23 protein-coding genes are annotated in these 24,656 nt (G+C 67.2%); 7 read left to right on the top strand and 16 right to left on the bottom strand.

Annotation, left to right across the window (positions count from 1 at the left end):
• Positions 1 to 327: 327 nt before the first annotated feature.
• On the bottom strand, positions 328 to 714 hold the full coding sequence (locus Q4A20_RS11480; protein ID WP_303123085.1) for a GntR family transcriptional regulator: 387 nt from the start codon (positions 712 to 714) through the stop codon (positions 328 to 330).
• A gap of 177 nt (positions 715 to 891) precedes the next feature.
• Here Q4A20_RS11480 and Q4A20_RS11475 point away from each other — a divergent pair, with 177 nt between their 5' ends.
• The 3 genes from Q4A20_RS11475 to Q4A20_RS11465 all read left to right on the top strand — a co-directional run bounded on the left by Q4A20_RS11475 (position 892) and on the right by Q4A20_RS11465 (position 3,701).
• Positions 892 to 1,512 (top strand): type II toxin-antitoxin system PemK/MazF family toxin, encoded by a 621-nt coding sequence (locus Q4A20_RS11475; RefSeq protein WP_303123084.1) that lies wholly within the window; start codon positions 892 to 894, stop codon positions 1,510 to 1,512.
• Positions 1,513 to 1,742: 230 nt separating this feature from the next.
• Positions 1,743 to 2,003, top strand: a complete 261-nt coding sequence (gene rpsT / locus Q4A20_RS11470; RefSeq protein WP_303123083.1) for a 30S ribosomal protein S20 — start codon at positions 1,743 to 1,745, stop codon at positions 2,001 to 2,003.
• A 210-nt stretch (positions 2,004 to 2,213) separates the two neighbouring features.
• Positions 2,214 to 3,701: a DUF1846 domain-containing protein gene (locus tag Q4A20_RS11465; protein WP_303123082.1), complete on the top strand. Its 1,488-nt coding sequence runs from the start codon at positions 2,214 to 2,216 to the stop codon at positions 3,699 to 3,701.
• A gap of 47 nt (positions 3,702 to 3,748) precedes the next feature.
• Here the strand turns inward: Q4A20_RS11465 and holA are convergent, their stop codons facing one another.
• The 5 genes from holA to Q4A20_RS11440 all read right to left on the bottom strand — a co-directional run bounded on the left by holA (position 3,749) and on the right by Q4A20_RS11440 (position 8,691).
• A complete protein-coding gene (holA, locus tag Q4A20_RS11460; protein WP_303123080.1) occupies positions 3,749 to 4,780 on the bottom strand; it encodes a DNA polymerase III subunit delta in 1,032 nt (343 codons plus the stop codon).
• Between the two features lie 3 nt (positions 4,781 to 4,783).
• Entirely contained in the window at positions 4,784 to 6,496 is a 1,713-nt protein-coding gene (locus tag Q4A20_RS11455) for a ComEC/Rec2 family competence protein (RefSeq protein WP_303123079.1), read from the bottom strand.
• Positions 6,493 to 7,284 (bottom strand): helix-hairpin-helix domain-containing protein, encoded by a 792-nt coding sequence (locus Q4A20_RS11450; RefSeq protein ID WP_303123078.1) that lies wholly within the window; start codon positions 7,282 to 7,284, stop codon positions 6,493 to 6,495. The genes Q4A20_RS11455 and Q4A20_RS11450 overlap by 4 nt, the downstream gene beginning before the upstream one ends.
• 99 nt (positions 7,285 to 7,383) lie before the next feature.
• The gene (locus Q4A20_RS11445) at positions 7,384 to 8,214 is read right to left on the bottom strand and encodes a DegV family protein (protein ID WP_303123076.1); all 831 of its coding nucleotides are present in this window, start codon (positions 8,212 to 8,214) and stop codon (positions 7,384 to 7,386) included.
• A gap of 63 nt (positions 8,215 to 8,277) precedes the next feature.
• On the bottom strand, positions 8,278 to 8,691 hold the full coding sequence (locus Q4A20_RS11440) for an NUDIX domain-containing protein (RefSeq protein ID WP_303123074.1): 414 nt from the start codon (positions 8,689 to 8,691) through the stop codon (positions 8,278 to 8,280).
• Positions 8,692 to 8,778: 87 nt separating this feature from the next.
• On the opposite strand from Q4A20_RS11440, the gene Q4A20_RS11435 reads away from it, so the two are divergent.
• The 3 genes from Q4A20_RS11435 to Q4A20_RS11425 all read left to right on the top strand — a co-directional run bounded on the left by Q4A20_RS11435 (position 8,779) and on the right by Q4A20_RS11425 (position 12,275).
• The gene (locus Q4A20_RS11435) at positions 8,779 to 10,689 is read left to right on the top strand and encodes a helicase HerA-like domain-containing protein (RefSeq protein WP_303123072.1); all 1,911 of its coding nucleotides are present in this window, start codon (positions 8,779 to 8,781) and stop codon (positions 10,687 to 10,689) included.
• 102 nt (positions 10,690 to 10,791) lie between these two features.
• On the top strand, positions 10,792 to 11,175 hold the full coding sequence (locus Q4A20_RS11430) for a GntR family transcriptional regulator (RefSeq protein WP_303123070.1): 384 nt from the start codon (positions 10,792 to 10,794) through the stop codon (positions 11,173 to 11,175).
• A complete protein-coding gene (locus Q4A20_RS11425) occupies positions 11,175 to 12,275 on the top strand; it encodes a DUF1648 domain-containing protein (RefSeq protein ID WP_303123068.1) in 1,101 nt (366 codons plus the stop codon). Before Q4A20_RS11430 ends, Q4A20_RS11425 begins: the two co-directional genes overlap by 1 nt.
• A 59-nt stretch (positions 12,276 to 12,334) precedes the next feature.
• Here Q4A20_RS11425 and Q4A20_RS11420 read toward each other — a convergent pair whose 3' ends face one another.
• The 8 genes from Q4A20_RS11420 to Q4A20_RS11385 all read right to left on the bottom strand — a co-directional run bounded on the left by Q4A20_RS11420 (position 12,335) and on the right by Q4A20_RS11385 (position 22,145).
• The gene (locus Q4A20_RS11420) at positions 12,335 to 15,298 is read right to left on the bottom strand and encodes a leucine--tRNA ligase (RefSeq protein WP_303123067.1); all 2,964 of its coding nucleotides are present in this window, start codon (positions 15,296 to 15,298) and stop codon (positions 12,335 to 12,337) included.
• A gap of 224 nt (positions 15,299 to 15,522) precedes the next feature.
• A complete protein-coding gene (locus tag Q4A20_RS11415) occupies positions 15,523 to 15,993 on the bottom strand; it encodes an HIT family protein (protein WP_303123066.1) in 471 nt (156 codons plus the stop codon).
• Between the two features lie 29 nt (positions 15,994 to 16,022).
• Entirely contained in the window at positions 16,023 to 16,784 is a 762-nt protein-coding gene (locus Q4A20_RS11410; protein ID WP_303123064.1) for a metal-dependent transcriptional regulator, read from the bottom strand.
• On the bottom strand, positions 16,781 to 17,521 hold the full coding sequence (locus Q4A20_RS11405) for a vitamin K epoxide reductase family protein (RefSeq protein ID WP_303123063.1): 741 nt from the start codon (positions 17,519 to 17,521) through the stop codon (positions 16,781 to 16,783). Before Q4A20_RS11405 ends, Q4A20_RS11410 begins: the two co-directional genes overlap by 4 nt.
• A gap of 164 nt (positions 17,522 to 17,685) precedes the next feature.
• The gene (locus tag Q4A20_RS11400; protein ID WP_303123062.1) at positions 17,686 to 19,497 is read right to left on the bottom strand and encodes a serine/threonine protein phosphatase; all 1,812 of its coding nucleotides are present in this window, start codon (positions 19,495 to 19,497) and stop codon (positions 17,686 to 17,688) included.
• Positions 19,498 to 19,508: 11 nt separating this feature from the next.
• Positions 19,509 to 20,321 carry an HAD-IIB family hydrolase gene (locus tag Q4A20_RS11395; protein WP_303123060.1) on the bottom strand — a complete coding sequence of 271 codons (813 nt, stop codon included), beginning with the start codon at positions 20,319 to 20,321 and terminating at the stop codon, positions 19,509 to 19,511.
• A gap of 71 nt (positions 20,322 to 20,392) precedes the next feature.
• Positions 20,393 to 20,566, bottom strand: a complete 174-nt coding sequence (locus tag Q4A20_RS11390; protein ID WP_303123058.1) for a methionine/alanine import family NSS transporter small subunit — start codon at positions 20,564 to 20,566, stop codon at positions 20,393 to 20,395.
• Between the two features lies 1 nt (position 20,567).
• Entirely contained in the window at positions 20,568 to 22,145 is a 1,578-nt protein-coding gene (locus Q4A20_RS11385; protein ID WP_303123056.1) for a sodium-dependent transporter, read from the bottom strand.
• 338 nt (positions 22,146 to 22,483) lie between these two features.
• Between Q4A20_RS11385 and deoD the strand changes: the two genes are divergently transcribed.
• The gene (gene deoD / locus Q4A20_RS11380) at positions 22,484 to 23,200 is read left to right on the top strand and encodes a purine-nucleoside phosphorylase (RefSeq protein WP_303123054.1); all 717 of its coding nucleotides are present in this window, start codon (positions 22,484 to 22,486) and stop codon (positions 23,198 to 23,200) included.
• A 138-nt stretch (positions 23,201 to 23,338) separates the two neighbouring features.
• On the opposite strand, the gene Q4A20_RS11375 is transcribed toward deoD, so the two are convergent.
• Entirely contained in the window at positions 23,339 to 23,743 is a 405-nt protein-coding gene (locus Q4A20_RS11375; RefSeq protein WP_303123052.1) for a NifB/NifX family molybdenum-iron cluster-binding protein, read from the bottom strand.
• Between the two features lie 71 nt (positions 23,744 to 23,814).
• Complete coding sequence (ppgK, locus tag Q4A20_RS11370) at positions 23,815 to 24,570, bottom strand: polyphosphate--glucose phosphotransferase (RefSeq protein ID WP_303123087.1); 756 nt, start codon at positions 24,568 to 24,570, stop codon at positions 23,815 to 23,817.
• Positions 24,571 to 24,656: the final 86 nt, after the last annotated feature.

Below are 24,656 nucleotides of genomic sequence, written 5' to 3'. Positions count from 1 at the left end.
TCATGACAGTAGGTCCTCTCAATCAGGGCTTACACAGACCATTGAACACGCCCGATTCACCGCGTCCTTCACCCCGCAACACGCCGGCCACCACAGCCACCAGCACACCCACAAACATCAAGACACACCAGCCACCACAGCCACCAACACCAAGAGCCGGTCTGGGTGGGTTGGGGGTTGTTCGAGGACGCCGGTTAGCCGTCGACGACGCGGCCCGACCCGTCGAGTCCTTGCCCGCCCGACATCGACCTCACCACCCCAACCACGACCCCCACACACCGCAGCCCCGGCCGGAAGCCACCACACCCTCAAACCGGAACAGCCCATTCACTCCTTGGTCTGGTCCGTTGCGCCTTCGGCAGAAATGGCGCGGATGTGTTCAATGAGGGTGTTCGCGTCGATACCGAGTGCAAACGCCTGACGGACGACCGCGGAGAAGGTCTGATCAATGAATCCGGTGTACTCGGCGGCGATCAGACGGTCACGGGCGCCTTCAGCTACGAACATGCCAAGGCCTCGGCGCTTGACGAGAAGCCCTTCCTCGATCAGCTGAGCGAACGCCTTGGCCGCAGTGGCCGGGTTGATTCGGTAGCTGGTGGCGTACTGGGTGGTCGACATCACCCGATCCCCGTCAGTCAGCGCCCTAATGAGGATCTGGTGACGAACGTCAGCGGCTATCTGCTTGTAGATCGGCGCGGTCGAATCAAGCTCCACAGAACACCCCTCGCCAGTTCATTACATAACTACTGAACCATATGACCATCGGGGTGTCAAACCGTCTCGCTACGCTCCGAGCCCCAACGGTTCTCTGACGCGGGCATCGTGGCGACTTCCCCGCGCCTACCGACCAGAAAAGCCCCGGACTCATATGCGTGCCGGTAGGGTCGGCTCATGCCATCCCCACTGCTCAAGCGGATCGCCCGGATTCTCACCTCCAGCGCCAAACAGGCCATCACCGACGTACTCAAGGAAGAGCTGAGCACCCGGGAGGAGTCACGCATGCGCAACTCCTCCGGCCCCGCGCAGAAGCGAACGGGCACCCCCAAGCGCTCTGCCCTGCAGTCGCCAGCCCCCGGCACCCGCACCGGCGCGCACGACGGCGTCGGGGTCTACGACGTCGCCTCCCTGGGCCTACCGGACTTCGCCTACTCCCCCGATCCCGACGGCAACGCCGATCCCGGCGAGGTGGTGTGGACGTGGGTACCCTTCGAGGAGGACGCCACCCAGGGCAAAGACCGACCCGTGCTCGTCCTGGCCCACCACGGAAAACGGATCGTCGTCGCCCAGTTGACCAGCAAGGACCACGACCTCGACGCCGCACAGGAGGCCCGCTGGGGCCGCTACTGGCATGACGTCGGCACCGGCCCGTGGGACTCCAAGGGCCGCCCCAGCGAGGTTCGCCTGGATCGTCTGCTGCTCGTCAAACCGGATGTGGTGCGCCGCGAGGGCGCCACCATGAAGCGCTCCGCCTTCGACGGCGTCGTCGCCGCCCTGCGCACGCACTGGTCCTGAGCTACGCTCCGTGAACGGTGCCGGCGCGACGCACGTCACGCCGATGGACGGTTATCGACCGAGATAAGCCAGGGCGCCCGGTGCTAAAGTGCTCTTCGGACCTCTGGCCTGGCCGGCTTCGGGGTCCGGCGACCGGGCCTGCCGGGTGCTTCCACCACCTCAAGTCCGCCCGTAGCGCCAACCCTCTCTCCGGCCATTGACCATTCAGACACCAGAAAGCTTCACTCACAGTGGCGAACATCAAGTCTCAGATCAAGCGCATCAAGACCAACGAGAAGGCCCGCCTGCGCAATAAGTCCGTCAAGTCCGAACTCAAGACCTACGTGCGCCGCACGCGCGAGGCGGTCGAGGCCGGTGACAAGCAGGCCGCCGAGGAACACCTGCGCAAGGCCAGCCGCAAGCTGGACAAGGCCGTTTCCAAGGGCGTGATCCACCGCAACCAGGCCCGCAACCGCAAGTCGAAGCTGGCCAAGCGCGTTAACGCCATGTGACGCGTCGCTCGCACCAGCGAGCCTGCACACGGGGCGTCTCCCATCGGGGAGGCGCCCTTTGTCTTGGCGGTGTTGCCCCGGTTCCGCTCCGTGGGGTCAAGTCCTCCCGGCGGCGGGTCCGTTCTTATTGCCCGAGCCGACGGCGTTAGGATTCGTCGGGCCGGCGCCCTCCCGCCCGGCCGCGCATTCAGGCGACCGTGAGGAGAACGCATGCATATCGGCTTTGATCGGGACAAGTACCTCAAGTTGCAGTCCGAACGCATCGCCCAACGCCGGGCCCAGTTCGGGGGCAAGCTCTACTTGGAGTTCGGCGGCAAACTCATTGATGACATGCACGCCTCCCGCGTGCTGCCCGGTTTCACTCCCGACAACAAGGTCGTCATGCTCACCGAGTTGGCAGATGATGTGGAGATCATCGTCGCCGTCAACGCCAAGGACTTCTTCCGGCACAAGATCCGCGCCGACCACGGCACCTCCTACGAGGACGAAGTGCTCCGCCACATGGACGCCTTCCGCGACTACGGGCTGTATGTGGGCAGCGTCGTGGTCACCCAGTGGACAGAAGACAACCTCCCGGCCGCAGAGTTCAAGCGCAAGCTGGACAAGCTCGGCATCACCGTCTACCGCCACTTCCCGATCCCCGGATATCCCAACGATGTAGCCGGTATCGTCTCCGAGCGGGGCTACGGGCGCAACGAGTACATCGAAACCAGCCGCGATCTGGTGGTAGTAACCGCGCCGGGTCCGGGCTCGGGCAAAATGGCCACTTGCCTGTCACAGATCTACCACGACCACATGCGCGGCATCTCATCCGGGTACGCCAAGTTCGAGACCTTCCCCATCTGGAACCTGCCACTGGACCACCCGGTCAACATCGCCTACGAGGCCGCCACCGCCGACCTCGACGACGTGAACATGATCGACCCCTATCACCTGGCCGCCCACGGTGCGCAGACAGTCAACTACAACCGCGACGTCGAGGTGTTCCCGGTCCTGTCGCGTCTATTCGAGGAGATTCTCGGGGCCTCCCCCTACGCCTCCCCCACTGACATGGGCGTGAATATGGCCGGCTACTGCATCAGCGATGATGAGGTGTGCCGCGAGGCATCCAAGCAGGAGGTCATCCGCCGCTACTTCAAGGCACTCGTGGCGGAGAAGCGAGATATGCTCGAGCCGGTCCAATCCGGGCGCATCGCACTGCTGATGAGCAGACTCGGAATCGCCCAGGGGGACCGCCCTGTAGTCGAGCCGGCCCTGGAACTGGCGAAGGCGACCAACGCGCCGGCAGCGGCCATCGAACTGCCGGACGGAGGCATCGAGCTGGGCAAGACCTCCCCGCTGCTCGGCTGTTCCTCGGCGATGCTGCTCAACGCCCTCAAGCGTCTGGCCGGTATCGATCCAGAGGTGGATCTGCTGGCCAAGGAGTCGATCGAGCCGATCCAGACTCTCAAGACCCGCCACCTGGGCAGCCGCAACCCGCGCCTGCACACCGATGAGGTGCTGATCGCATTGGCGGTGTCGGCCAACGGAGACGCCAATGCCGCACGTGCGCTGGACAAGCTGGACGATCTGCGCGGCTGCGACGTGCATACCTCGACCATCCTGGGACCCGTGGATGAGGGCATCTTCCGCTCCCTGGGGATCCAGGTGACCAACGAGCCCGTTTACGCCACCAAGACGCTATACAGGAAGCGCTGACCCGATGGATGCCGCCGTCTCCGCGACAGATGGGACCGGTGGGACGGTCAGCGCCGACCGGGCAGTCGGCCACGGCGGGCGTCGCAGATAGTCAGCACGGCGCGCTCCACGGCGTAGACGGGGTCGCGGGAGGCGCCCTTGACCTCGGCGTCGGCGCGAGCAACCGCCTGTATCGCAGTCGCGAGAGCGTCGTCGGACCAGCCGGACAGCTCGCGGCGGGCGCGCTCGGCCTGCCACGGCGCCATACCCAGGTCGCGGGCGGTCAGTCCCCGGCGCCCGCCCATGGCGGCCACACGTGCGAGCTGACGTATCTTCATAGCCAGAGCGGCGACGATGGGGACCGGGTCTGTGCCTGTGGCGATTGCGTGCCGCAGGGCGGTGACGGCCTTGGCCATATTCCCGGCTGCGGCGGCGTCGGCTACGGTGAAGCCGGTGGCCTCGAAGCGGCCGGCGTAGTAAGTGTTTACCGTGGCAACGGTAATGGTGCCCTGAGTATCGGCGATGAGCTGTTCGGCGGCTGAGCACAGTTCGCGCAAGTCGGTGCCCAGTGCATCCACGAGTGCGCCGACGGCGTCGGGCTCCATGCGGCGTCCGGCCCGACGCACGTCCGCACTCACCAGGGAGGCCTTGTCCTTGGGGGATTTGACGGCCTGGATGGTGCAGACCGGGTAGGGCGACTTGCCGATTGCGTCCAGTAACTTCTTGCCGCGCTGACCGCCGTTGTGCCGCATCACGACGACAACATCCGGGGCAGGTGCCGGAACGTAGGCGAGCAGGTCGGCCAGCAGCGCATCGGTCATCTGCTCCAGGGCGGGGATGAGCACGAGCTTCGGCTCACCGAAAAGTGACGGCGAGACCAGTGTATCCAACTGGTGGGCCTCATAGGTGGATGCCTCGACGGTGGTCACCTCGGTGGCCGGGTCCTGCCGACGCGCCTGGGCCAGGAGTCGGGAGACCGCCCTGTCGGCGAGCAGCTCCTCCCCGGCCCGTATCAAGATGATCGGCGCCAGATTCACCTCATCCCAGGAGGGTCCGGCGGGGGCGCGGCGTCCGCCGCGTGCGGGTCGGGAGGTTGCCATGGTTCATAGCCTGCCATGCCTTGACGGGCGGAGGGCGCGGCGCCGACGCCGCCAATACAGCGCGCCCACCACAGTGACCTCAACGCCGGCCAGGAGCAGAGCCCCTCCGATCTGCCCCGGCCAGGCAAGACTCGCCCCCGGCAGACGGGCACAGGCGCTTGCCACCAGCGCCAGCCAGGCGCACGACGCCGTCGCCGGCCAGGCGATTACGGCTGCCGCCTGCGGGAACAGCGGCGCCACCAGGGCGGCAAGGATGCCACACACGGTCGCCACCGGTACGGGCGGGGCCGCAACCACGTTGGCGGGCACTGACCAGATGCCGACCACCGGGCGCAGCAATACCAGCACCGGCGCACAAGCGAGTTGGGCCACCAGGGGCAGGGCAAGCCCGGCAGCAAGCGGGCGGGGCAGGCGCCGAGACAACACGGCAGTCAACGGTGCGGCGCCGAGGAGGATGCCGGACGTGGCGAGCACTGATAAGGCGAACCCGTAGTCGCGCGCCTGCCAGGGATCGAGCAGCAGCAGGAAGATCACGCCCACGCACAGGGCTGGCACGGATGCGGAGCGTCTGCCCACACCCACCCCCAGCAGCATCACCATGCCCATGGCGGCCGCCCGCAGCACCGATCCGTCCGGCCGCACCAGCACCACGAGCCCGACCAGAACCAGTGCCCCCGCAACGGCGCGCACCCATCGGGGCAGCAGGCCCATGCCGGATAGCACCAGCCCCAGCACGATGGCTACATGTTCACCGGAGACGGCCGTCAAGTGCGTCATGGACACGGTGCGCATGTCCTCACGCACCTGAGCGGGAAGGGCGTGGTCGTCGCCGAGGGCGACACCGGGTACAAGGGCGCGGGCACCAGCGGGCCAGCGACTGTTGGAGGCGCCCGCGCCACCGGGCTCCTCCCCGACGGCGTCGACGAGTCCGTCTCGCAGTCGGGCCACGACGCCGAGGACGCCCGTGGCCGGTCCGGCCACGGCCACAGTCGCATTCGCACCAATTATGGCCGCCTCGGTGCTGCCGGGGTCCGCTGGACGCAGCCGGGCGTGCACCCGCACGGGCGCGCCCATGGGGACGTCCAGCCAGTCGACGTCGCCCAGAACGGTGGCGGCGAGACGGGAGGGGGCGCCGTCGACAGCATCCACGGAAAGGGCGGTCAGTACGGTGGTCCGCTTGGCGGAGGCGATGACTCGTGCCGAATGCGTGACGGTACCGGTCAGCGTGACGGTGCGCTCCTCGCGGGCAGCAATGGTGAGCGGGTCACCGGATCGCGCCCAGGAGCCGGCCGTGGTCACAGTCAGCACCGCGGCAACGGTTATAGCGAGAACCAGCAATGAAGCCGCCGGCGAGCCGATTGTGGTGCCGTCAGGGGTTTCAGCTCCGGGGCGGGGATCGCGCCGGTGGCGGGGCGGTCGGAAGCGTACGGCCGCTACCGCCAATGGGATCGCCGCTGCAGCGGCGAGACCTGTGGCTACGGCAGGCGGCAGCCACGGGCGCGGCCCGTCCAGGCCGATAGCCCAGAAGGCTGATGCCCAGGCCCCGACGGCGCATGGAACCAACCGCAAGTCGAGGGGCTCCGGGGCCGCGTCACGGATGGCGTGGCGACCGCGTCGACGTGGGGACAGCCGGCGCAGTGTGGCCGGGTCGTCCCAGGGCGCCGTCTCGATGCGATTCGTGCGGTGCCTGACAGACGGCGTGAGCGGGGCGCTCATACGGCGGCCTCGTCGCGCAGCGCCTCGAGCTTGGCAGCACCGATGCCCGAGACATTAGTCAGTTCATCTACTGAGGCGAAGGGACCGTGATCGGTGCGGTAGTCGACGATGCGCTGGGCCAGAGCCGGTCCGATACCTGTCAAGGTCTCCAGCTCCGTAGCGGAGGCGGTGTTGATGTTGATGCGGCCGCCGGTGTTCTGCGGGCCACCGCCGTTCGCGCCGATGGAAGCAGTCCCAGCGGCATCACCCGCTCCGTGTTCACTTTGCCAGGCCGAGAGGTCCTCACCCTGGTGCGGTACACGCACCTGTTCGCCGTCGCTCAGTACCCGGGCCAGGTTGAGCTGGTCAGTGTCTGCGTCGGGCAGGGAGCCGTCGGCCGCGGTGATGGCGTCGATCACGCGAGCTCCCGGCGGCAGCGTCACCACGCCGGGCGTGGCGACCGCGCCGGCTACGTGGACGATGATCTTCCCACCCGTCTCGGCATCGGTGGGAGCGACGGTGGCCTGTGGGTCGGTGACGGGCACCACGGCTGCGGGAGTACCTGCGTCGGGGGCGACAGTCGCGGTGAACGTATTAGGCCGAGAGTTGGGCGCGGCCAGCACGGTATACAGCGCCAGGGCGACAGCGAGCGCCACCAGGGTGATCCCCACGCCGATTGCGGCACGGGGGGCGAGGGCGAGCCGCCGCGGGTGCCGGACCGGTTCTGCAGGGTCGGTAGAACAGGCGATACGCACGAAGTCGGCCAGGGGACGCTTGCCTACCCGGTCCGCTACCCGCTTGCCACTCATGCCTCGACGGTAGACCGGCGCAGGCCGGCATGTCCCAGACCCTGTGAACGCCACTGACAACGGCTGCGGCGAAACGTGCCTGTGGACGGCGGGCGGCGGCTATCGTGGCGGGTCCAAATGCGGTGCCACGACGATGCCGAGGGCTCCCGGCCCCAGATGGACACGACTGGCCGGGTCGGCGGGTGATCGCATGATGGATTCGACGACCGCACCGGCCTCAACCATGGCATCGGCCAGATCATTCTCCAGGGCACGCCCGTCGGCCGGGTCATCGCCGTAGTGCACGGCGAGCCGGACGGGTGCGGCCGGCGGGCGGGGGCCGGTCAGTGCGGTTCCGCCGGCTGCACGCACGGCCTGGGCGATCAGGTGGCGGCGGGCGCGGGCGGCACCACGGACCGTTTCCACCACGCCGATTCCTTCCGGGCCGGAGGTCAGAATCGGCCGGATGCCCAAGGTTCCGCCGACGAAGGCCGTGGTGCGGTCGATTCTGCCGCCGCGACGCAGGTGGGACAGGTCCTCAACGAGGAAGAACAGATGCGAGCGGGCGGCCGATTCACGGGCGCGGGCGGCGCCGCGCCGGGCGTCGGCGGCGTCGGCGGCCGCAAGCGCGGCCAGCCCCAGGGCTCCACCGGAGGCTCCCGAGTCCAGCACGGTCACCGTCGTTCCTCGGGCGGCAAGTTCACGCGCCGCCAACCGGGCGTTGTCGACTGTGCCGGACAGGGCGGCGGTGACATGGAGCGCAAGCACCTCGCCGCCGTGCTCTGCGGCGCGCAGGTATGCGTCGGCGAGCGCGGCCACCGACGGGCGCGCCGTCGTCGCCACCCCATCGTCGTTGTCAACGGTGTGTAGGGGAACCACGATGATGCCGCGCGCATCCGCAAGCGCGGGGGGCAGACAGGCTGCCGAGTCGGTGACGACGGTGAGCGACATGCTCGAAGCGTATGTCCCCGACCGAGTCGCTCGGGTAATCGGCGATGACCGGTGATGGGTGTGTCAGATGGCGGACGCAGTGATCGCCGCCGCAGCAAGCGCGCTCAAGCATGAGGGATCGCCCAGCCGGCGCCACTGGTAGCCGCCGGTGTCGGACGAGGTCGGCGCCGGTAGCGGCAGCTCTTCCGCGAGCGCCACATCCGCCACCACCCCGTAGTGGTAGAAGTCGATGGCGTTGCCGCACGAGTCCTTGGTCACGTGGACTTCCACCCGTCGCATACCCTGCACCGCGAAGGAGGAGATACCCAGTTCTTCTTTCAACTCACGCCGCAGGGTCTCCTCCCAGCACTCGCCCGGCTCGGGCCTTCCACCCGGCAGATCCCACAGCCCCACATACGGTCCGCGCGTCTTACGGACGCAGAGCATGCAGGCATCCTCCACTATGCGGGCGTAAACACCGAAATGGTACTGGCGCATGGCCCCATCGTGACAGGTACGAGCGACCAAGCCGCTCCTACCTGTCCGACGTCGCGGAGGGTATGCCCAGCCGCATACCATGTGGGCATGACGAGCAACACACCGGACCCCGCCGAGATCGCCCGCCTCAAGGCGGAGGCGGCGCAGGCAGCCGCTGACGCCGCTGCCGCCAAGGCCGCCGCGGCGCAGGCGGCACTGGAGGCGGCACTGGCCGCTCAGCCCGACGACGCCGCTCCACCGCAGGCGCCGCAGTCGCCTGCTACGGCGGAGGCGCCAGAGTCGGAGGCCCGTGAGTGCGCGGCTGAACTGCCCGAGTACGCCGCTCGCGTTAGGGGTGGCTACACATTCTCGGGACCTGTGCTTCCGGTTGGCACCTACTTGGACTGTCTCACCGACGGTGAGCCGGCCCCCATCCCCGGCGTGCATGTGGGTATTCCACTCGGCCTGCTCAACCGTCACGCCCTGGTCGCCGGCGCTACCGGCACCGGCAAGACCCGCACGCTGCAGCTTTTGGCGGAAGGGCTGTCTGCGGCCGGAGTGCCAGTGTTCCTGTCAGACGTCAAGGGCGATCTGACTGGCCTGGCAGAGGCCGGCACCGCCTCCGAGAAACTGGCGGCTCGTAATGCCTCCACCGGGCAGGTCTGGGAGGGGCGTGCCTTCCCGCTGGAGTTGTTCACCCTCGGCGCCCCTGAGGGGACGGCGGCGCAGTCGGCCACCGCGCCGGTCACCTCCGCCGGAACTCCGATACGCACCACGGTGACGGCCTTCGGACCGGTGCTGCTCTCCCGCGTGCTGGGGCTGAATGACACGCAGACCTCGGCGCTGGAACTCGTCTTCCACTGGGCCGACGCCCAGGGGCTGGCGCTGATCGACCTGAAGGACCTGCGCAGCGTGGTCGACTATTTGACCGGTATGGAGTCGGGCAAGCAGGAGCTGCGCGGTATTGGAGGTGTATCCGCTGCGACTGCCGGGGTGATCCTGCGGCAGGTCTCCGCCTTGGAGGCGGCCGGCGGCTCCGTCTTCTTCGGGGAGCCGGCCCTGAGCGTACGCGACCTGCTGCGTACCGCCGCCGACGGCCGCGGCGTCATCTCCTCCCTGGAGCTGGCGGACATCCAGTCCCAGGGCACGCTGCTGTCCACCTTCCTGATGTGGCTGCTGGGTGAGCTGTTCGAGGTGCTGCCGGAGGTCGGCGACCCGGAGCGGCCGGTGCTGGTGTTCTTCTTCGACGAGGCCCACCTGCTGTTCGACGGCGCCAGTAAGGCCTTCCTGGAAGCGGTCACGCGCACCGTGAGGCTGATCCGCTCCAAGGGGGTCGGCGTCGTGTTCATCACCCAGTCCCCCACGGACGTACCCGACGCGGTGCTGGCCCAGTTGGGCAGCCGTATCCAGCACGCGCTACGCGCCCATACGCCGGCGGATGCCGCCAACTTGAAGAAGGCGGTGTCAACCTTCCCGACCTCCCCACTGGACCTGGCCGAGGTCCTGACGAGCCTGGGCACCGGCCAGGCGGTCGTCTCCGTGTTGGACGAGAAGGGACGTCCCGCGCCGGTCGCACCCGTCGTGGTGAATGCTCCGGCCGCGGTTATGGGTCCGGCCCAGTCGGCCACCATCCAGTCGATTCTGGCGTCCTCGCCCCTCCTGCCCAAGTACGCCGAAGCGGTGGACAACGAGTCCGCCTACGAGTTGCTGGCCAAGCGCGCCCAGGAAGAAACCGCCCGGGCCGAGGCGGCCCGCGCCGAAGCCGAGGCACGAGCCGCCGCCCAGAAGGCGGAGGAGGAGGCCGCCAGGGCGAAGGCGAAGGCCGATGCCGCGGCCGCCCGGGAGGCAAAGCGCACCGCCGAGCGCCTGCAGCGAGAGGCTGAGAAGGCGGCCGAGCGCGAGCAGCGGGCCCGGGAGCGGGCCGCCGAGCGACGTCAGCGTGAGGTGGAGAGGCTGATCGGCTCCGCCGGCCGCCAAATCACCCGTTCCATCCTGGGCAACATTCTGCGCGGCCGCTGACCTCAGCGCGTATCGCGTCGACGTGCCTGGCCCACCTGCCCCATCTGTACTAGCGTTAGCAGTACAGATGAGTTCGTCGTGCCCTCACCGGGAGTTCGCAGCATGGACCTGGAAGTCGACCCCCTGTCCCCCACCCCGATCTATCAGCAGATCCGCGACCGGATCGTGGAAGGAATTGCGCGCGGCGAGCTGCCGCCCGGCCAGCGTTTACCCTCCGTGCGCGCCCTCGCCGGAGCCTTCGCCATCAATCCGGCCACCGTCTCCAAGGCCTACGATCTTCTGCGTGCCGAGGGCTTGGTTGTCATCAATGCGAAGTCCGGCACCGTAGTCGCTCCGAGCACTCCCTGGGCCGATGCCGCCGCGTGGCAGTCGCGACTGCGCACGCTACTGGCCGAGGCCCGCGCACACGGCCTGGCCGAGAAGCAGATCCTCGACGCGACCGCCCACCAGCTCGACGCACTCTCCCCCGTAAGGAGCGTACGTTAATGCTGGCCTACACCATCATCATGATATTGATGACCGTCGTGCTGGGACTGGCATTCTGGGCGACTCCGGCCATCTCCAGGGACACGCTCCCGCTGGGCGTGTCGGTACCCGCCGAACGCGTCCGCGACCCGGTTGTGCTACGCGCCATTCGTACCTGGCACGGTTGCTGCCTGGTCGGCGCCACCGTCGCGGTGGCGGCGATTGCGTTGCTGCACTTAAGCGGCATCACTGCCAGCCGCCCGGGCCTGCCCGTAATCATTATGTTGGCACAGTTGGGCGCGGGTTTCGCATCCTGGACGGTCGTACGCCTGCCCATCATTGAGGCCAAACGGCAGGAGGGCTGGTACGAGGGCAAGCGAGTGCGGAAGCTGGCCCCGATAGGCTCCGCCGAGGAGTCCACCAACAGTGCGCCCTGGTATTTCGTCTCGGCGCTGTTGCTGTTGGTCACCGCGGTCTTAGTGCTGCTGCGCTACGACTCGTTGCCCGACCCGCTGCCAATCCACTGGGGAGCCGACGGCACCGTCGACGGCTGGGCGCGGCGCACCCCCCTGCAGGTGCTACTGCCTGCGGCCATCGGCCTCGTGCTGGTCGCCGTGGTGGCGCTGTGCACCAGCATCGTCCGCCGCAGATCGCTGGCGAGCATCCCCGTCGACGGCGACCGGGGCCGAACTCGCCGGCTCGCCCGCGCCCAGGCGCACCTGCTCGACCGGGTGATGGGACCGCTGGCACTGGCCGTGGGCGTCTCCTTCGCCGGCATCCTGGTATTACCGCTGGTGAAGTCACCGGCCGCCGCGCGCTGGTGGATAGCTATCACGGTGATGGCCATCTGCCTGCTGATCCTGTGGATGATCGCCGACCTGATCCGACTCTCCCACCGGTTCGCACGTCGGCTCACACCCGTGGACGCCGATTCCCCCGACGATGACGAACTATGGTTCGGCGGCTTGTTCTACGTCAACCGCGCAGACCCCTCACTGCTGGTGCCCAAACGCGCCGGCGTCGGCGTTGATCTGAACTACGGGCACCCGATCGGGCGGGCGCTCGCAGTCTTCATACTGATCGACCTGATAGTCACCATCGGTGTGTGCATGCTGCTGTAACCAGCTAATCGACCAACCACCGAGACAGCCGCACTCTCGCCCAGCGGGGGGCACCATACTCACTCGGGGACGACGCTCACCAGCTTGGGGGCGCGCACGATCACCTTGCGCACGCCGCGGCCGTCCAGGGCGCGGACCACGCCGGGGGCGGCCAGGGCCAGTTTCTCCAGGTCGGCGGCGTCGATGTCGGGGTCGACCTCCAGGCGGTCACGGACCTTGCCCTTGACCTGCACCACGCAGGTGACCTTCTCGGCCGCCAGGAGGGACTCGTCGGTGACCGCCGGGAAGGGCTCGTGAGCGAGCGAGCGCTCGTGCCCGAGGCGCTGCCAGATCTCCTCGCAGATGTGCGGGGCGACGGGCGCGGCCATGAGTGCCAGCGCCTCCACGGCCTCACGCGGCACGGCCTTCAAACCGGTGAGGTGGTTGTTGAGCACGATCAGCTTGGCGATCGCAGTGTTCAGGCGCATGCCCTCATAGTCCTCGCGCACGCCCACGATAGTGCGGGCGACCAGGCGCCGGGTGGCCTCTTCGGCCGGAGCGTCGGAGACGGTCACCTCACCGGTGGTCTCGTCGACGACGTTGCGCCACAGCCGCTGCAGGAAGCGCTGGGCGCCGGCGACGGCGCGGGTGTCCCAGGGGCGGTCCTGGTCGAGCGGACCCATGCTCATCTCGTAGACGCGGAAGGTGTCGGCGCCATAGGCATCATACATGTCGTCGGGGGTGACGATGTTCTTCAGGGACTTGCCCATCTTGCCGTACTCGCGGTTCACGGGCTGACCCTGCCAGGTGAAGACGGGCCTGCCGCCCTCGTCCTGGGTCTCCTCGACCTCGTCGGCGGGCACGTATTGGCCCCGAGAGTCGGTGTAGGCGTAGGCCTGCACGTAACCCTGGTTGAACAGCTTGTGGTACGGCTCGGAGGAGGACACGACCCCCAGGTCGAAGAGCACCTTGTGCCAGAACCGGGAGTACAGCAGGTGCAGGACGGCGTGCTCGACTCCGCCCACATACAGGTCGGTGCCGCCGGAGGCGTTGCCGGTCTGCGGGCGTGGCCCCATCCAGTAGGCCTCATTGGCGGGATCAACCAGCTGCGCGTCGTCGGTCGGATCTATGTAGCGCAACTCGTACCAGCAGGAGCCGGCCCACTGGGGCATGGTGTTGGTCTCGCGCCGGTAGGTCTTGAGCCCGTCACCGAGGTCGACCTCGACCTCCACCCACTCGCTCGCCTTGCCCAGCGGCGCCTCCGGTGAGGAGGCGGCGTCGTCGGGGTCGTAGGTGCGCGGAGAGTAGTCGCTGACCTCAGGCAGCTCCACCGGGAGCATGGACTCCGGCAGGGCGTGCGGGTGACCGTCCTCGTCCCAGACGATCGGGAAGGGCTCGCCCCAGTAGCGCTGACGGGAGAACAGCCAGTCACGCAGGCGGTAGGTGACGGCACCGCGCCCGTAGCCCTTGGACTCCAACCAGGCGGTCATGGCGGCCTTGGCCTCGTCCTTGCCCATGCCGTTGAGGCTAATCTCGGCGTTGGCGGAGTTAATGATCTCCCCGTCCCCGGTCCAGGCGGCCTCCTCCAGGGAGAAACCCTCCGGCGGGGCGATGGTGGCGATGACGTCCAGGTCGTAGGCGCGGGCGAAATCCCAGTCGCGCTGGTCGCCGGAGGGGACGGCCATAATCGCGCCGGTGCCGTAACCCATGAGCACGTAGTCGGCAACGAAGACGGGCACGGCCTGGCCGTTGACGGGATTGGTACCGAACAGCCCCGTGAAGACGCCGGTCTTGGCGCGCTCCTCATCGGTGCGCTCGGCCTCGGTGGCCTTGGCGGCACGAGCCCGGTAGGCGGCCACAGCCTCCGCCGGGCTGGCGTAGCCCCCCGTCCACGCCTCGCGCGTGCCATCCGGCCAGGCCCGCGGCACGGTCAGGGCGGCGGCATCCTGCTCCCGAGATGCGCCCGACAGACCCCCCAGTAGCGGGTGCTCGGGGGCGACCACCATGAAGGTGGCGCCGAACAGGGTGTCGGGGCGCGTGGTGTAGACCGTCAACTCGTTCTGGCTGGCGCCGACAGCGTCGGCCCCGGGCAGGGCAAAGGTCACCTCGGCGCCCTCGGAGCGGCCGATCCAGTTGCGCTGCATGGTCTTGACCTTCTCGGGCCAGTCCACCGTGTCCAGATCTTCGGCCAGTCGCTCCCCGTAGGCGGTGATGCGCATCATCCACTGGCGCAGGTTCCGCTTGAACACGGGATAGTTGCCGCGCTCGGAGCGGCCCTCACTGGTGACCTCCTCGTTGGCCAGCACGGTGCCGAGCCCGGGGCACCAGTTCACCGGGGCGGAGGAGACGTAGGCGAGCCGGTGGGAGTCGACGACGTCGGCCCGCTCCCCGGGGGTCAGCTGCGCCCAGGGGCGGCCGTCGGGAGTGGGGACACGCCCGGAGGCGAGCTTGTCGATCAGTTCGCTCACGGGGCGGGCGGCGCCGGTGCCGCGACCGTCGCGGCGGGGCGCGTCCGGATCGAACCAGGAGTTGAACACCTGCAGGAAGATCCACTGGGTCCAGCGCACATAGTCCACATCAATGGTGGCCAGCGAGCGGCGCGAATCATGGGACAGGCCGAGCCGCCGCAGCTGGCGTCGCATATTGGCGATATTGGCCTGCGTGGAAATGCGCGGGTGCTGTCCGGTAGCGACCGCATATTGCTCCGCCGGCAGGCCGAAGGCGTCGTACCCCATGGTGTACAGGACGTTCTTGCCGGTCATGCGGGTGAAACGGGCGATGACGTCGGTGGCTATGTAGCCCAGGGGGTGGCCCACGTGCAGGCCCTTGCCGGACGGGTAGGGGAACATGTCCAGCAGGAAGAACTTGTCCTTGGCGGCGTCGGGGCCGGCCAGCGCGCCGACGGGGTTGTCGGCGTGGAAGGTGCCCTCGCGTTCCCACCGGTCCTGCCAGGCGGTCTCCAGGCGTCCGGCCAGTGCGGCCGTGTATCGGTACGGCGTGGCGTTCTGCTCGGGGGTCTGCTGGGCCCGGCTGTTCTCCGTCATCGCGGGAGTGCTCCCTTTAGCTCGTGTGAATGGGGCGGGGCCGCAGCGTCGTCGGGCAGGCCGAACGGTGCGCGGCCCCGTTGCTGCGGGTCAGCCTATCCCCCGTCCGACCTCAGGCCGACGCCGGTCCGCCAGGTGGAGGAGCGACGCCGGTCACGTCGATCTCTCCGGCCGAGCGCGGCACACGATGCTGCCAGCCCAGCGGTGACCTTCCGTGGTTGTGCTCAGGCCAGTGCAGGAGACTCGAGTGTTACGGGCACGTTCCCGCCCCAACCGTCTTCACGCAGGCCGGCGCGCAGACGCTCCATGGCGGCGTCGAGCTCGGCACCGGGCACATCGTGGCGGGCGGCGGTGGGGGCGACATCCGCCTCGGAACGAATCGGCAGCACGTGCAGGTGCAGGTGATCTATTTCGTAACCGACCACCAGCACGGCGGCGCGGGCGACTTCGAACAAACGCGTCTGGGTGCGGCCGATGCGCTTGGCAACGACCGCCAAGTGGGCAACGAGCTCATCGGAGGCGTCGACGTAGGAAGTGACCGGCTCGCGGGGAACGACAAGCACGTGCCCGTCGGTGTGCGGGGCGATAGTGGCGAAGGCGACGCAGGTCTCATCGGCCCAGACGAAGCGTCCGGGCAGGTCGCCGTCGATGATCTTGGTGAAAACTGACTGCGCGGGTCTGGTTGTTTCGCTCACAACCTCAGCGTAGATGAAGCCGCACGCGATTACTTCGGTCCCGGTACGGTATCCGGTCGGGCGCGTACCCACAGGCCGCCCTCCGGAACAACGACTTCCGGCGCCCCATCAACCGGTCCGCCATCCGCTTGCACTGCGCGCACCACGGTTCGTGCCGGGTTCCCGTGCGGTTCACCGCTCCCGCCGCTGCGGCCGGTGACGATCACCGTCGTGTCCAGCCCAATACCCGCCCGGGTCAGTTGCTTGAGAACTCCGGCGTCGTCCCGGATACGCCCCACTACTCCGGAACAACCGACCCCGAGGACGTCAATGCTGCACAGGTCCGGAATCACGATGCTGCCGTCCGCCGCCGGGATGGGATCCCCATGCGGATCCCGCACCGGATGCCCCAGAGCGGTATCCAACGCCGCCAGAAGCCGGTCGGAAACAGCGTGTTCAAGCACCTCGGCCTCGGCGTGGACCTCGTCCCACTCGAACCCGAGTGCCGCCACCAGGTAGGTCTCCAGCAGCCGATGACGACGCACCATCCCCCGGGCGAGCCTTCGCCCGCGTGCCGAAAGAGTGACCGCCCGATAGGGAGCATGTTCCAGCAGCCCTGCTTCCACCAGGCGGGCGACGGTCTCCGACGCCGTCGAAGCCGCCACCCCCATGCGTCGGGCAAGACCGGTGATGGAGGCTCCCTCACCCCCCCACTCGCTGGCCGCCCATACGGCCTTGAGATAGTCCTGGGTGACTGCGGAGGCGGCGGTTGTGAAGTCCCCCGTCGGCTCCTCGCGGTGCGCCGGCCTCACCGCAGCATCGCCGCCCAACCATCTCTGAATGCAACCAGCACAACCACGGCTACGGTCGCGTACATGGCCGCCGCGATCCACCAGCGCACGGCAACCAGGCGGCGCACAGCACCCGGCGGCAGACCGAGGTGACCGCCCTGCGCGGCTCGAGCCCAGGTATTAGTGGCGATCGGGATCGTAACCGCCCAGATGAGAGTGCAGAAGGGACAGAGCTTGCCAAAAGTCAGTACCGATACGGCCAGGAACCAGGCGACGAAGCCAATGCCGCACACGGTCCCGGCTACCAGCCCCCACCACACCCAGCGGGGCAACCGGATGTCTGCAGCCAGCAGCAGCCCGATCAGTAGCAGCACTGCGAAGGCCATCGCCCCGACGAAGGAGTTGGGAGCGCCCAGCAGATTCCCCTGCCATACGTTCAGGGAGTCCCCGCAGGACACCAGCGGGCTGACATCACAGACCAGGCCGTCGTCCGGCTCGCGCAGCTGGTTGAGCTGGCTGAGGATCAGCTCCCAGCAGGCACCGATACCGATGAGCGAGCCGATCACGAGCAGTGCCGCGTAGGAACTCGGGGCGCCTGTGGACTTCCACCGGTCATCAGCAGCCTGGCCCAGCGGGGCCGCGGGCGCAGCTTCCAGGCGGGTCGGATCGGCGTCGCCGGCCAGGTAGGCCTCGAGCTCCTCTTCGCTCATCGCGTCGATCATTGCGTCAGTCTCGGCCTGTGTGGGCACGTGCGCCATCGGCGGATCTCCTATGCCTCTCCCTCGGTGCTAACGCGCCCCGGCTGCTGCGGAGCGCATCCCCATTGTGCCTCACCGCCATGGCAGGTCGAACGGGTGTTGGTCACGCCGGTGCCGGCGCGTGACTCGTGTCAGGTCTGCCCCGGGCAACTGCTATCAGTTCCTTAAGACTCCTGAGCTCCGGGTATCGGCTGCCAGGCGCCCACGGTCACGGAGGCGTCCGTGTGCAGGGTGACGGTGCGCCAGGCGACAAGGTCGCCGTCGGAGTTGAAGGCCAGCACATGCAGGTAGGCGTCCTCGGTGACCTCACCGATCGAGGTGCCGCCCTTGCCTGCCCCGGAGACCAACTGGGTCACCTCGAGGTTGCCTCCGGCGGTGGTGGTAATACCGCGTTCCTGGTGGACGTGCCCCGCAAGCAGCAGCGGAGCACAGCCGTTAGCAATCAGTGGGCCGAAGGTGTAGGGCTGATGGATGAGCACGACATCGGCCCGGCGGCCCGCCTGCGCCGCCCGGCAGGATGTGTCGGCGAGGCGCGCTCCAAGCTCAGCAGCATTCTCGGCACCGCGTTGAACGGTTCCGCCGGCGGAGGTGCGGTCCGGGTCGACGTCACCCAACACGGTGAGTCCGGCTACCTCCTGCATTGTGCCGTCAGTGACGATCCAACCCTGGGCGCGCAACCGCTCCGCCGTCGAGTCGGAGTCGTGGTTGCCGAGGGTGGCGATCCTGGCGACGCCGGCGGGCACGGCATTCGACAGTGCATCCACGCAGATCGACTCGGGCCGGCTGCCGGTCATTGTCAGGTCGCCGTCGTCCATGTGCACGTCGGCACCGACGAGTTCGTCCAGCAGACCGGTGAAGGCGATAACGTCGAGGTTGCAATGCAGGTCAGTGGACAGCACGGCGGTGGTGGTCTTCTCCTGGTTGACGGCCCAGGTGCCGCTAACAGGAACGGAGGCCTCGGGGGCCTGCCCGCCTGCCGGCGTCACGGTTCCGGTCGTGCCGTCTCCAGGTGCCGCGGTCCCGGAGGCCGCGTCAACCGGGCCAGGCATAGATAAAGGCGTCGTGCCGCGGGCGGAGACCGCTTCGAAGGCAACGGCGATGGCCTCCTCGTCCACGGCCGAATCTGCGGCGGTTACATCCACGGCTCCGTCAACGGCGGCTGAGGCCTGCCACGCCGTCCTCAGATTGTTGTCCGCCGCCTCGTAAAAGGCGGTGTTCTCCTCCAGGAAATCTGAGACGCGGCCGCCGTAGGCCCGCACGATGTCGGCGACCCTACCGGACAGGCGGGCATCAGCGACGGGAGTCCCGGCCAGGACCTCCAGCCGCGTGCCCGTCTCCGGGCCGGTACGCACCGCCGGGACGACGACGGCGATCGCAACCGCGGCAGCGGTGGCTCCCAGCAGCGATGTGGCGGCCCGGGGCAGGCGGTGCATGCGGCGGCTCAGCCGCAGACCCGCCAGACGCCTGGCCGTCACCAAGCACAGCAGCACCGACTCGATCAGTCCGGCACGGCGCAGAGCGTCGTCCGCCAGGGCGCGCAGACCACGTTCAATCGTCAAGTTCGGATGGGTGATCAGTGCCACGTAGGCGGCGCCGTCGGAACTCAACGCCTGGCCGAGTGTTTCAGCGGATACGGCGTCGGGATCAGGATCACCCGGAATCTCACCGACAATCACCTCGACACCGAGCGGACCTGCCGGCGAATCCATGGTGACGGATCCGAGCGGACCGAGATCGACGGTCAGCGTGGAGTCCAGGGTGACGGACCAGGTCGCTTCATGCGGGCCGAGAGGAGAGGACGCAGTCGCGGTCGACACTCCTACAGCCAGTGAGGCGACTGCGCTGACCGCCAGCAGCACGGCCGTACACACGTACCGGCGGAAACGATCGGTACGTGTGCGCCACCAGCGCCTTACATCCGCACCCAGGCTGCCGAAACCGCCGTTAAGCACGTCCCGCACGCGCCCAATAGCCATCGGCACGCCGGTCAGCTCCGATCCCTCGCAGCGAGGCGCGCGGCCAGGTCGGTGACCAGAGCGGCGGTTTCCTCCCAAGTATCGACGGCCCGGCAAGGCACCCCCAGGGCCTTGACCGGATAGTCGTTCCCCTCGGGGTCCAGCCGATCCCCCACAAATAGCATCTGCTCGAGCCGAATACCGGTCACCTCGGACAGTCTTGTCATGCCGTACGCCTTGTCAACGCCCTTGCGCGTGATGTCCACGCTGGTGGAGCCGCCGGAACGGATCTCCAGATCGGGCAGCAGGGCTGCGACGGCGTCGCGCAGACGTCCCTTCTTCTCCCCGGTGGGGTCCCATGCCTGCTTGGCATCCAAAGGGGCCTCCTGCCCCAGAGCGGAGAACGTGATCTGGCTGCCGCGGTCCTCCAGTACCGGGCCCCAGGTGTGCTCCTCCCACAATCCCAGACGCCGGGCCTGGGACTCCACCACCTCGCAGGCACGCTGCCCCTGGGCGGGTGTCAGATCATTGGCGTAGATGAGGCGCCAGTTCCCCTCGCCGGAATCGTACACATAGTAACGGGTACCACAGGTGGGTATGAGATGAAGCCTTCGCAGCTGCTGATCGTCCGCATTCAGCCGCGAAAGCACCTGGTCATGGAACTGCCCGATCTGACCTCCCGAGATGATACAGACGGGCACGGCATCAAGCAGGGCGCGCAACGCCGCTGCCATGGGCTCGGGCATTGGCGACTTGGACGGGGCGAGCGTCCCGTCCAAGTCGAAGGCGACGAGCCGGGGGGGCGCCGAAACAACCGTTGGCGACGTGTGTGAAGTCGAGGGCATGGGGTGCATTGTGTCTTACGCTCGCGTCAGTGCGGAACCGGACTCGGCTACCGGAGGAATGCCGGCTACGGTCACGATGCGTCCTGCGGGTTCCTGAGGTGCTCGTGGGCTGCGGCGAGTGCGGCCTCACGGGCATCGACATCCTCGCGGCGCCCCCGCACCACCAGAGCGGTAACGGACACCGCCAGACCGCCCCAGATGATGACGATCGCTACGAGCATGACAGCGATTGCCTCTCCGGTCATCTCACTTCACCTCCTCGAGCACGTCCAGATCGAGGGGGAGGTAGTCGTCAACCGGGGTGCGCCAGGGCATCAACGTGAATACCGCCGTGGCGACGACGACGAGGAAGATCGTGCCCCATCCGAAGACCCCCTGGAGCCCGGCGGAGTACTCGTCGTAGCCGTCGATCACATACGACCAGACATTCTGGACGAACATGTACCCCAGTAGCACCGGAGCGACGATGGAGACGAGGATCCGCCACCAGCCGCCAATGATCCGGGTGTCGGAAACGAGATTCAGATGGCGTTGCAACTCCTTGAGACGGCGCAGCACCAGACCGACGCCGATGCACATGACGATCGCGGATCCGACCACGCCGATGTAGTTGATGTACGCGTCGACAATGTCCAGATCCCATAGGCCGGATGCGGTTCCGAACAGCACCAGCGACAGTGTCGCACTGGGCAGGCCCGCAGCCAAGGTCGCCTTGCCGTTGGACCAACCGAGCTTCTCTCCGATCGCCGGGGTGACAACCTGCAAAATGGAGATGAAGGAGGTCAGGCCCGCCATTGAGAAGGAGGCGAAGAACAGGACCCCGAATACGGCACCGCCCGGCATCTCGGAGATGACCGTCGGGAAGGTGATGAATGCCAGGCCGACGCCCTGTATGCCCTCCAAGTCGGCCACTGCCACGCCCTCGACGTGGGCCATGAAGCCAAGCGTGGCGAATACACCGATACCCGAGAGAATCTCGAAGGACGAGTTGGCGAAGGCTGCGGTGAAACCTGTTCCCACCAGGTTGGAGCGGCGCTTGAGGTAGGAGGCGTACGTGAGCATGATCCCGAAGCCGATGGACAGTGAGAAGAAGATCTGCCCGAAGGCCGCCACCCATACCGTGTGATCGGTCAGCCGGCTCCAATCCGGGGTGAATAGGGTGTTGAGCCCATCGGTGGCTCCCGGAAGCAGGATCGCCCGTACCACCAGAATGATGAACATGACCACCAGCACGGGCAGGAACACCCGGTTGGCCCGCTCGACTCCCCGTGACACGCCGCGGGCCACGACGAAGATGCCGAAGGCCCATACCAGCAGGAGTGGAATCACAACTCCCAGAATCGGAACCGGCGAGTAGACGGGGGTCGAGGAATCGGCGAGTGTGGTCTGGCCGATGTACTCGCTGAAGAATCCGGCGGCATCGTCACCCCAGGCTGTGTTGACCGAGAACAGCGTGTAGCGCAAGGCCCAGGCCACGACCACCGCGTAGTAGGTCATGATGACGAAGCAGATGAAGACCTGCCACCAGCCGAGCCATTCGAATCGTTTGGAGACTCGCCGGAATACCGCCGGGGCGGATCCGCGGAAGCGGTGCCCGAGCGCGTAGTCGAGGAAGAGCACGGGAAGGCCGGTAAGCAGCAGCGCGATGATGTAGGGAACCATGAAGGCGCCCCCGCCGTTGTTGTAGGCGGTGCCGGGAAAGCGCCAGATGTTACCCAGGCCAATCGCGGATCCGATCGCGGCCATGAGGAATCCGAGCTGCCCGCTCCACTGCTCGCGCGCGGGCATCTGTGCTGCGGGTGAGGATCCGGGGCTGGATGCCATCAAAGTCCTTCCGGGTTGTGGGGTGCCGGCGTCACCGGCCGCCGGTGCAGTGCGCACAGGCATGGAACCACTAGGACGATAGTCGCAGCAAGGATGTCCGCATACCACGTCCCGCCATGCGGACGCCTTCAACAAGCCCAACGGCGGCCGATCACACCCATGCCGAGCGCGTCGGTGCAGGTAGCGCACCAATGTTTCGTGTGAGCACCTATTGCGCCTTCCCGACTTGCAACCGGGTGGGGATGTGCAAGACTGGCACGTTGCGCTTTCCGGATGTTGGGTTCAGCGGACACACTTCCAAAGGCGCAACAGGTGAACGGACCTTCGAAAGGACAACCATGGCCACTCCTCACATCTCCGCCGAACCCGGCGACTTCGCCCCTGCAGTACTCATGCCTGGCGATCCGCGCCGCGCGCAGCGCATCGCAGAGAGCCTTATGGCTGACGCCCGTCTGGTGACCGACGTACGCGGCATGCTCGGCTTCACCGGCACCGTCAGCGGCAAGCCTCTGTCCGTGATGGGTTCGGGCATGGGTCAGCCATCCTTCTCCATCTATGCAACCGAGTTGTTCAGCCAGTACGGAGTGGAGCGAATTATTCGAGTGGGGACTGCCGGAGGCATCGGTGAACAGGTGCATGTTGGAGATGTAGTGATCGCCACGGGCGCTCACACCGACTCCGCGATGAATCAACTGCGCATCCCCGGCGTCAATTTCGCCGCCGTCGCTGACTTCCACTTGGCAGCTGCTGCCTACCGGGCAGGCATCGAGGCTGGGCTTGGCGAGCGTATGCACGCCGGCACCATCATCTCCCGGGACCACTTCTATTTCACCCCCGAAGGACAGACCAAGCGTCTGGCCGCCTACGGCACACTGTGCGCCGAGATGGAAGCGGCGGCCCTTTATGGAGTAGCCGCCGAATTCGGTAAGCAGGCACTGGCTGTGCTGACGATCTCCGACCACTTGCTCGACCACTCCGGCGACATGAGCGCCTCCGAGCGTGAGACTCGTTTCCAGGACTCACTCAAGCTAGCGGTTGCTGCAGCGCTCAGCTGATCGTCATCTGCCCGTCGCCCTACCCCAGCACACAGCCCCACGACGGACGCACAGTAGGTACGGAGCCGGGCCGTCGCAGACCGAGAATGCGACCGCCCGGCTCCGTTCCCCGCTGGCTCCTGGGTCTACCGACGTCGATTAACGCCGATCTAACTGGTCTTCCGCCGGCCCGCCGGCCAGTGCTGCCAATACGGCCGCGCGCGCATCACCACCGGGGGTCGCCAGGAGCCGGATCCCCATGCGTCCTACGACCCGCACCATACCGGCACCCATGTGCTCGGCAACAATGGTGTCTACGTTATGTGCTCGCAAGAACCTGACGATCCGAGCGTGGTGTGAACCCTCGGTACCGCCGCTGTGAGCGGCATCCCAACCGACGGCGTACTCCTGCCAGTCGATAATCCGGTCTTTCAGTACTTTCGCCACGGCTACACGAGGGGCGCGCCCGAATCGGGGTTCGACTTCTGCGCTCGCCGTGACGGGTACGAGGACCGTGGCTGCAGTGTGCTCGACGGGCTGGGCGTTACTATCTACCTGGCTCACGCCACCAGCGTAGCCGGCTTCGAGCCGGTAGCCTTCGAAAGCCACCGCCGATGAGGTGCCTCCTTCGGGTCTCACTCTCGTTGTTCCCGAGCGGCTTGATAGGCCGCACCGACGATACCCGCCGTGTTGAGCAATTGCGCAGGCACGATCGGAGTCTTCAAATCCAACCGCGGGAGGAACTTCTCGTGCTTCTTCGACACTCCCCCGCCAACCACGAACAGGTCGGGCGAGAACAGCATCTCGACGTGTGAATAATAGCGTTGAAGGCGCTTAGCCCATTTCTTCCACGACAGATCCTGCTGTTCCTTCTGTCCGGAGGATGCACGCTTCTCCGCGTCATAGCCGTCGATCTCGAGGTGTCCGAGCTCCGTGTTCGGCACCAGTACACCGTTGACAACGATCGCGGACCCGATACCCGTTCCTAACGTCGTCACGATCACCGTGCCGGCGACGCCCTTAGCCGCGCCGAAGGCGACCTCGGCCAGTCCCGCGGCATCGGCATCGTTGAGGGCGGTGACCGGCCTACCGAGCCGAACGGGCATGAGTTCGTTGAGATCTACTCCAACCCAGGAGGCATCCAAGTTCGCCATGAACGGGACCCTGCCGTGGACGATCGGGGCCGGCAGCGCGACGCCCACCGGAACGTTGGAACTGACGCCCAGGCCGTCCAGGACCTGCAGACATACATCTGCCACCGCCTCCGGTGTGGATGGTTGCGGCGTCACAATCCGGATCCGGTCTCCGATGAACTCTCCCGTATCGAGATCGACTCGGGCTCCCTTTATGCCCGAGCCTCCGATATCGATCCCACATGCCACTGACGTCATCGTGCTCCCCCTTAGCGTTGTGTAGCTCGAGTGTAGCTTGGCGGGAGGGGTCTGGGGAGGTCTTTCCGCCCCGAGTGTGAGCTGTC

Source organism: Actinomyces sp. (genome assembly GCF_030530635.1).
GTDB lineage: Bacteria > Actinomycetota > Actinomycetes > Actinomycetales > Actinomycetaceae > Actinomyces.
Note: the sequence above shows the minus strand (reverse complement) of the source record. Positions and strands in the feature narration are given on the sequence as shown.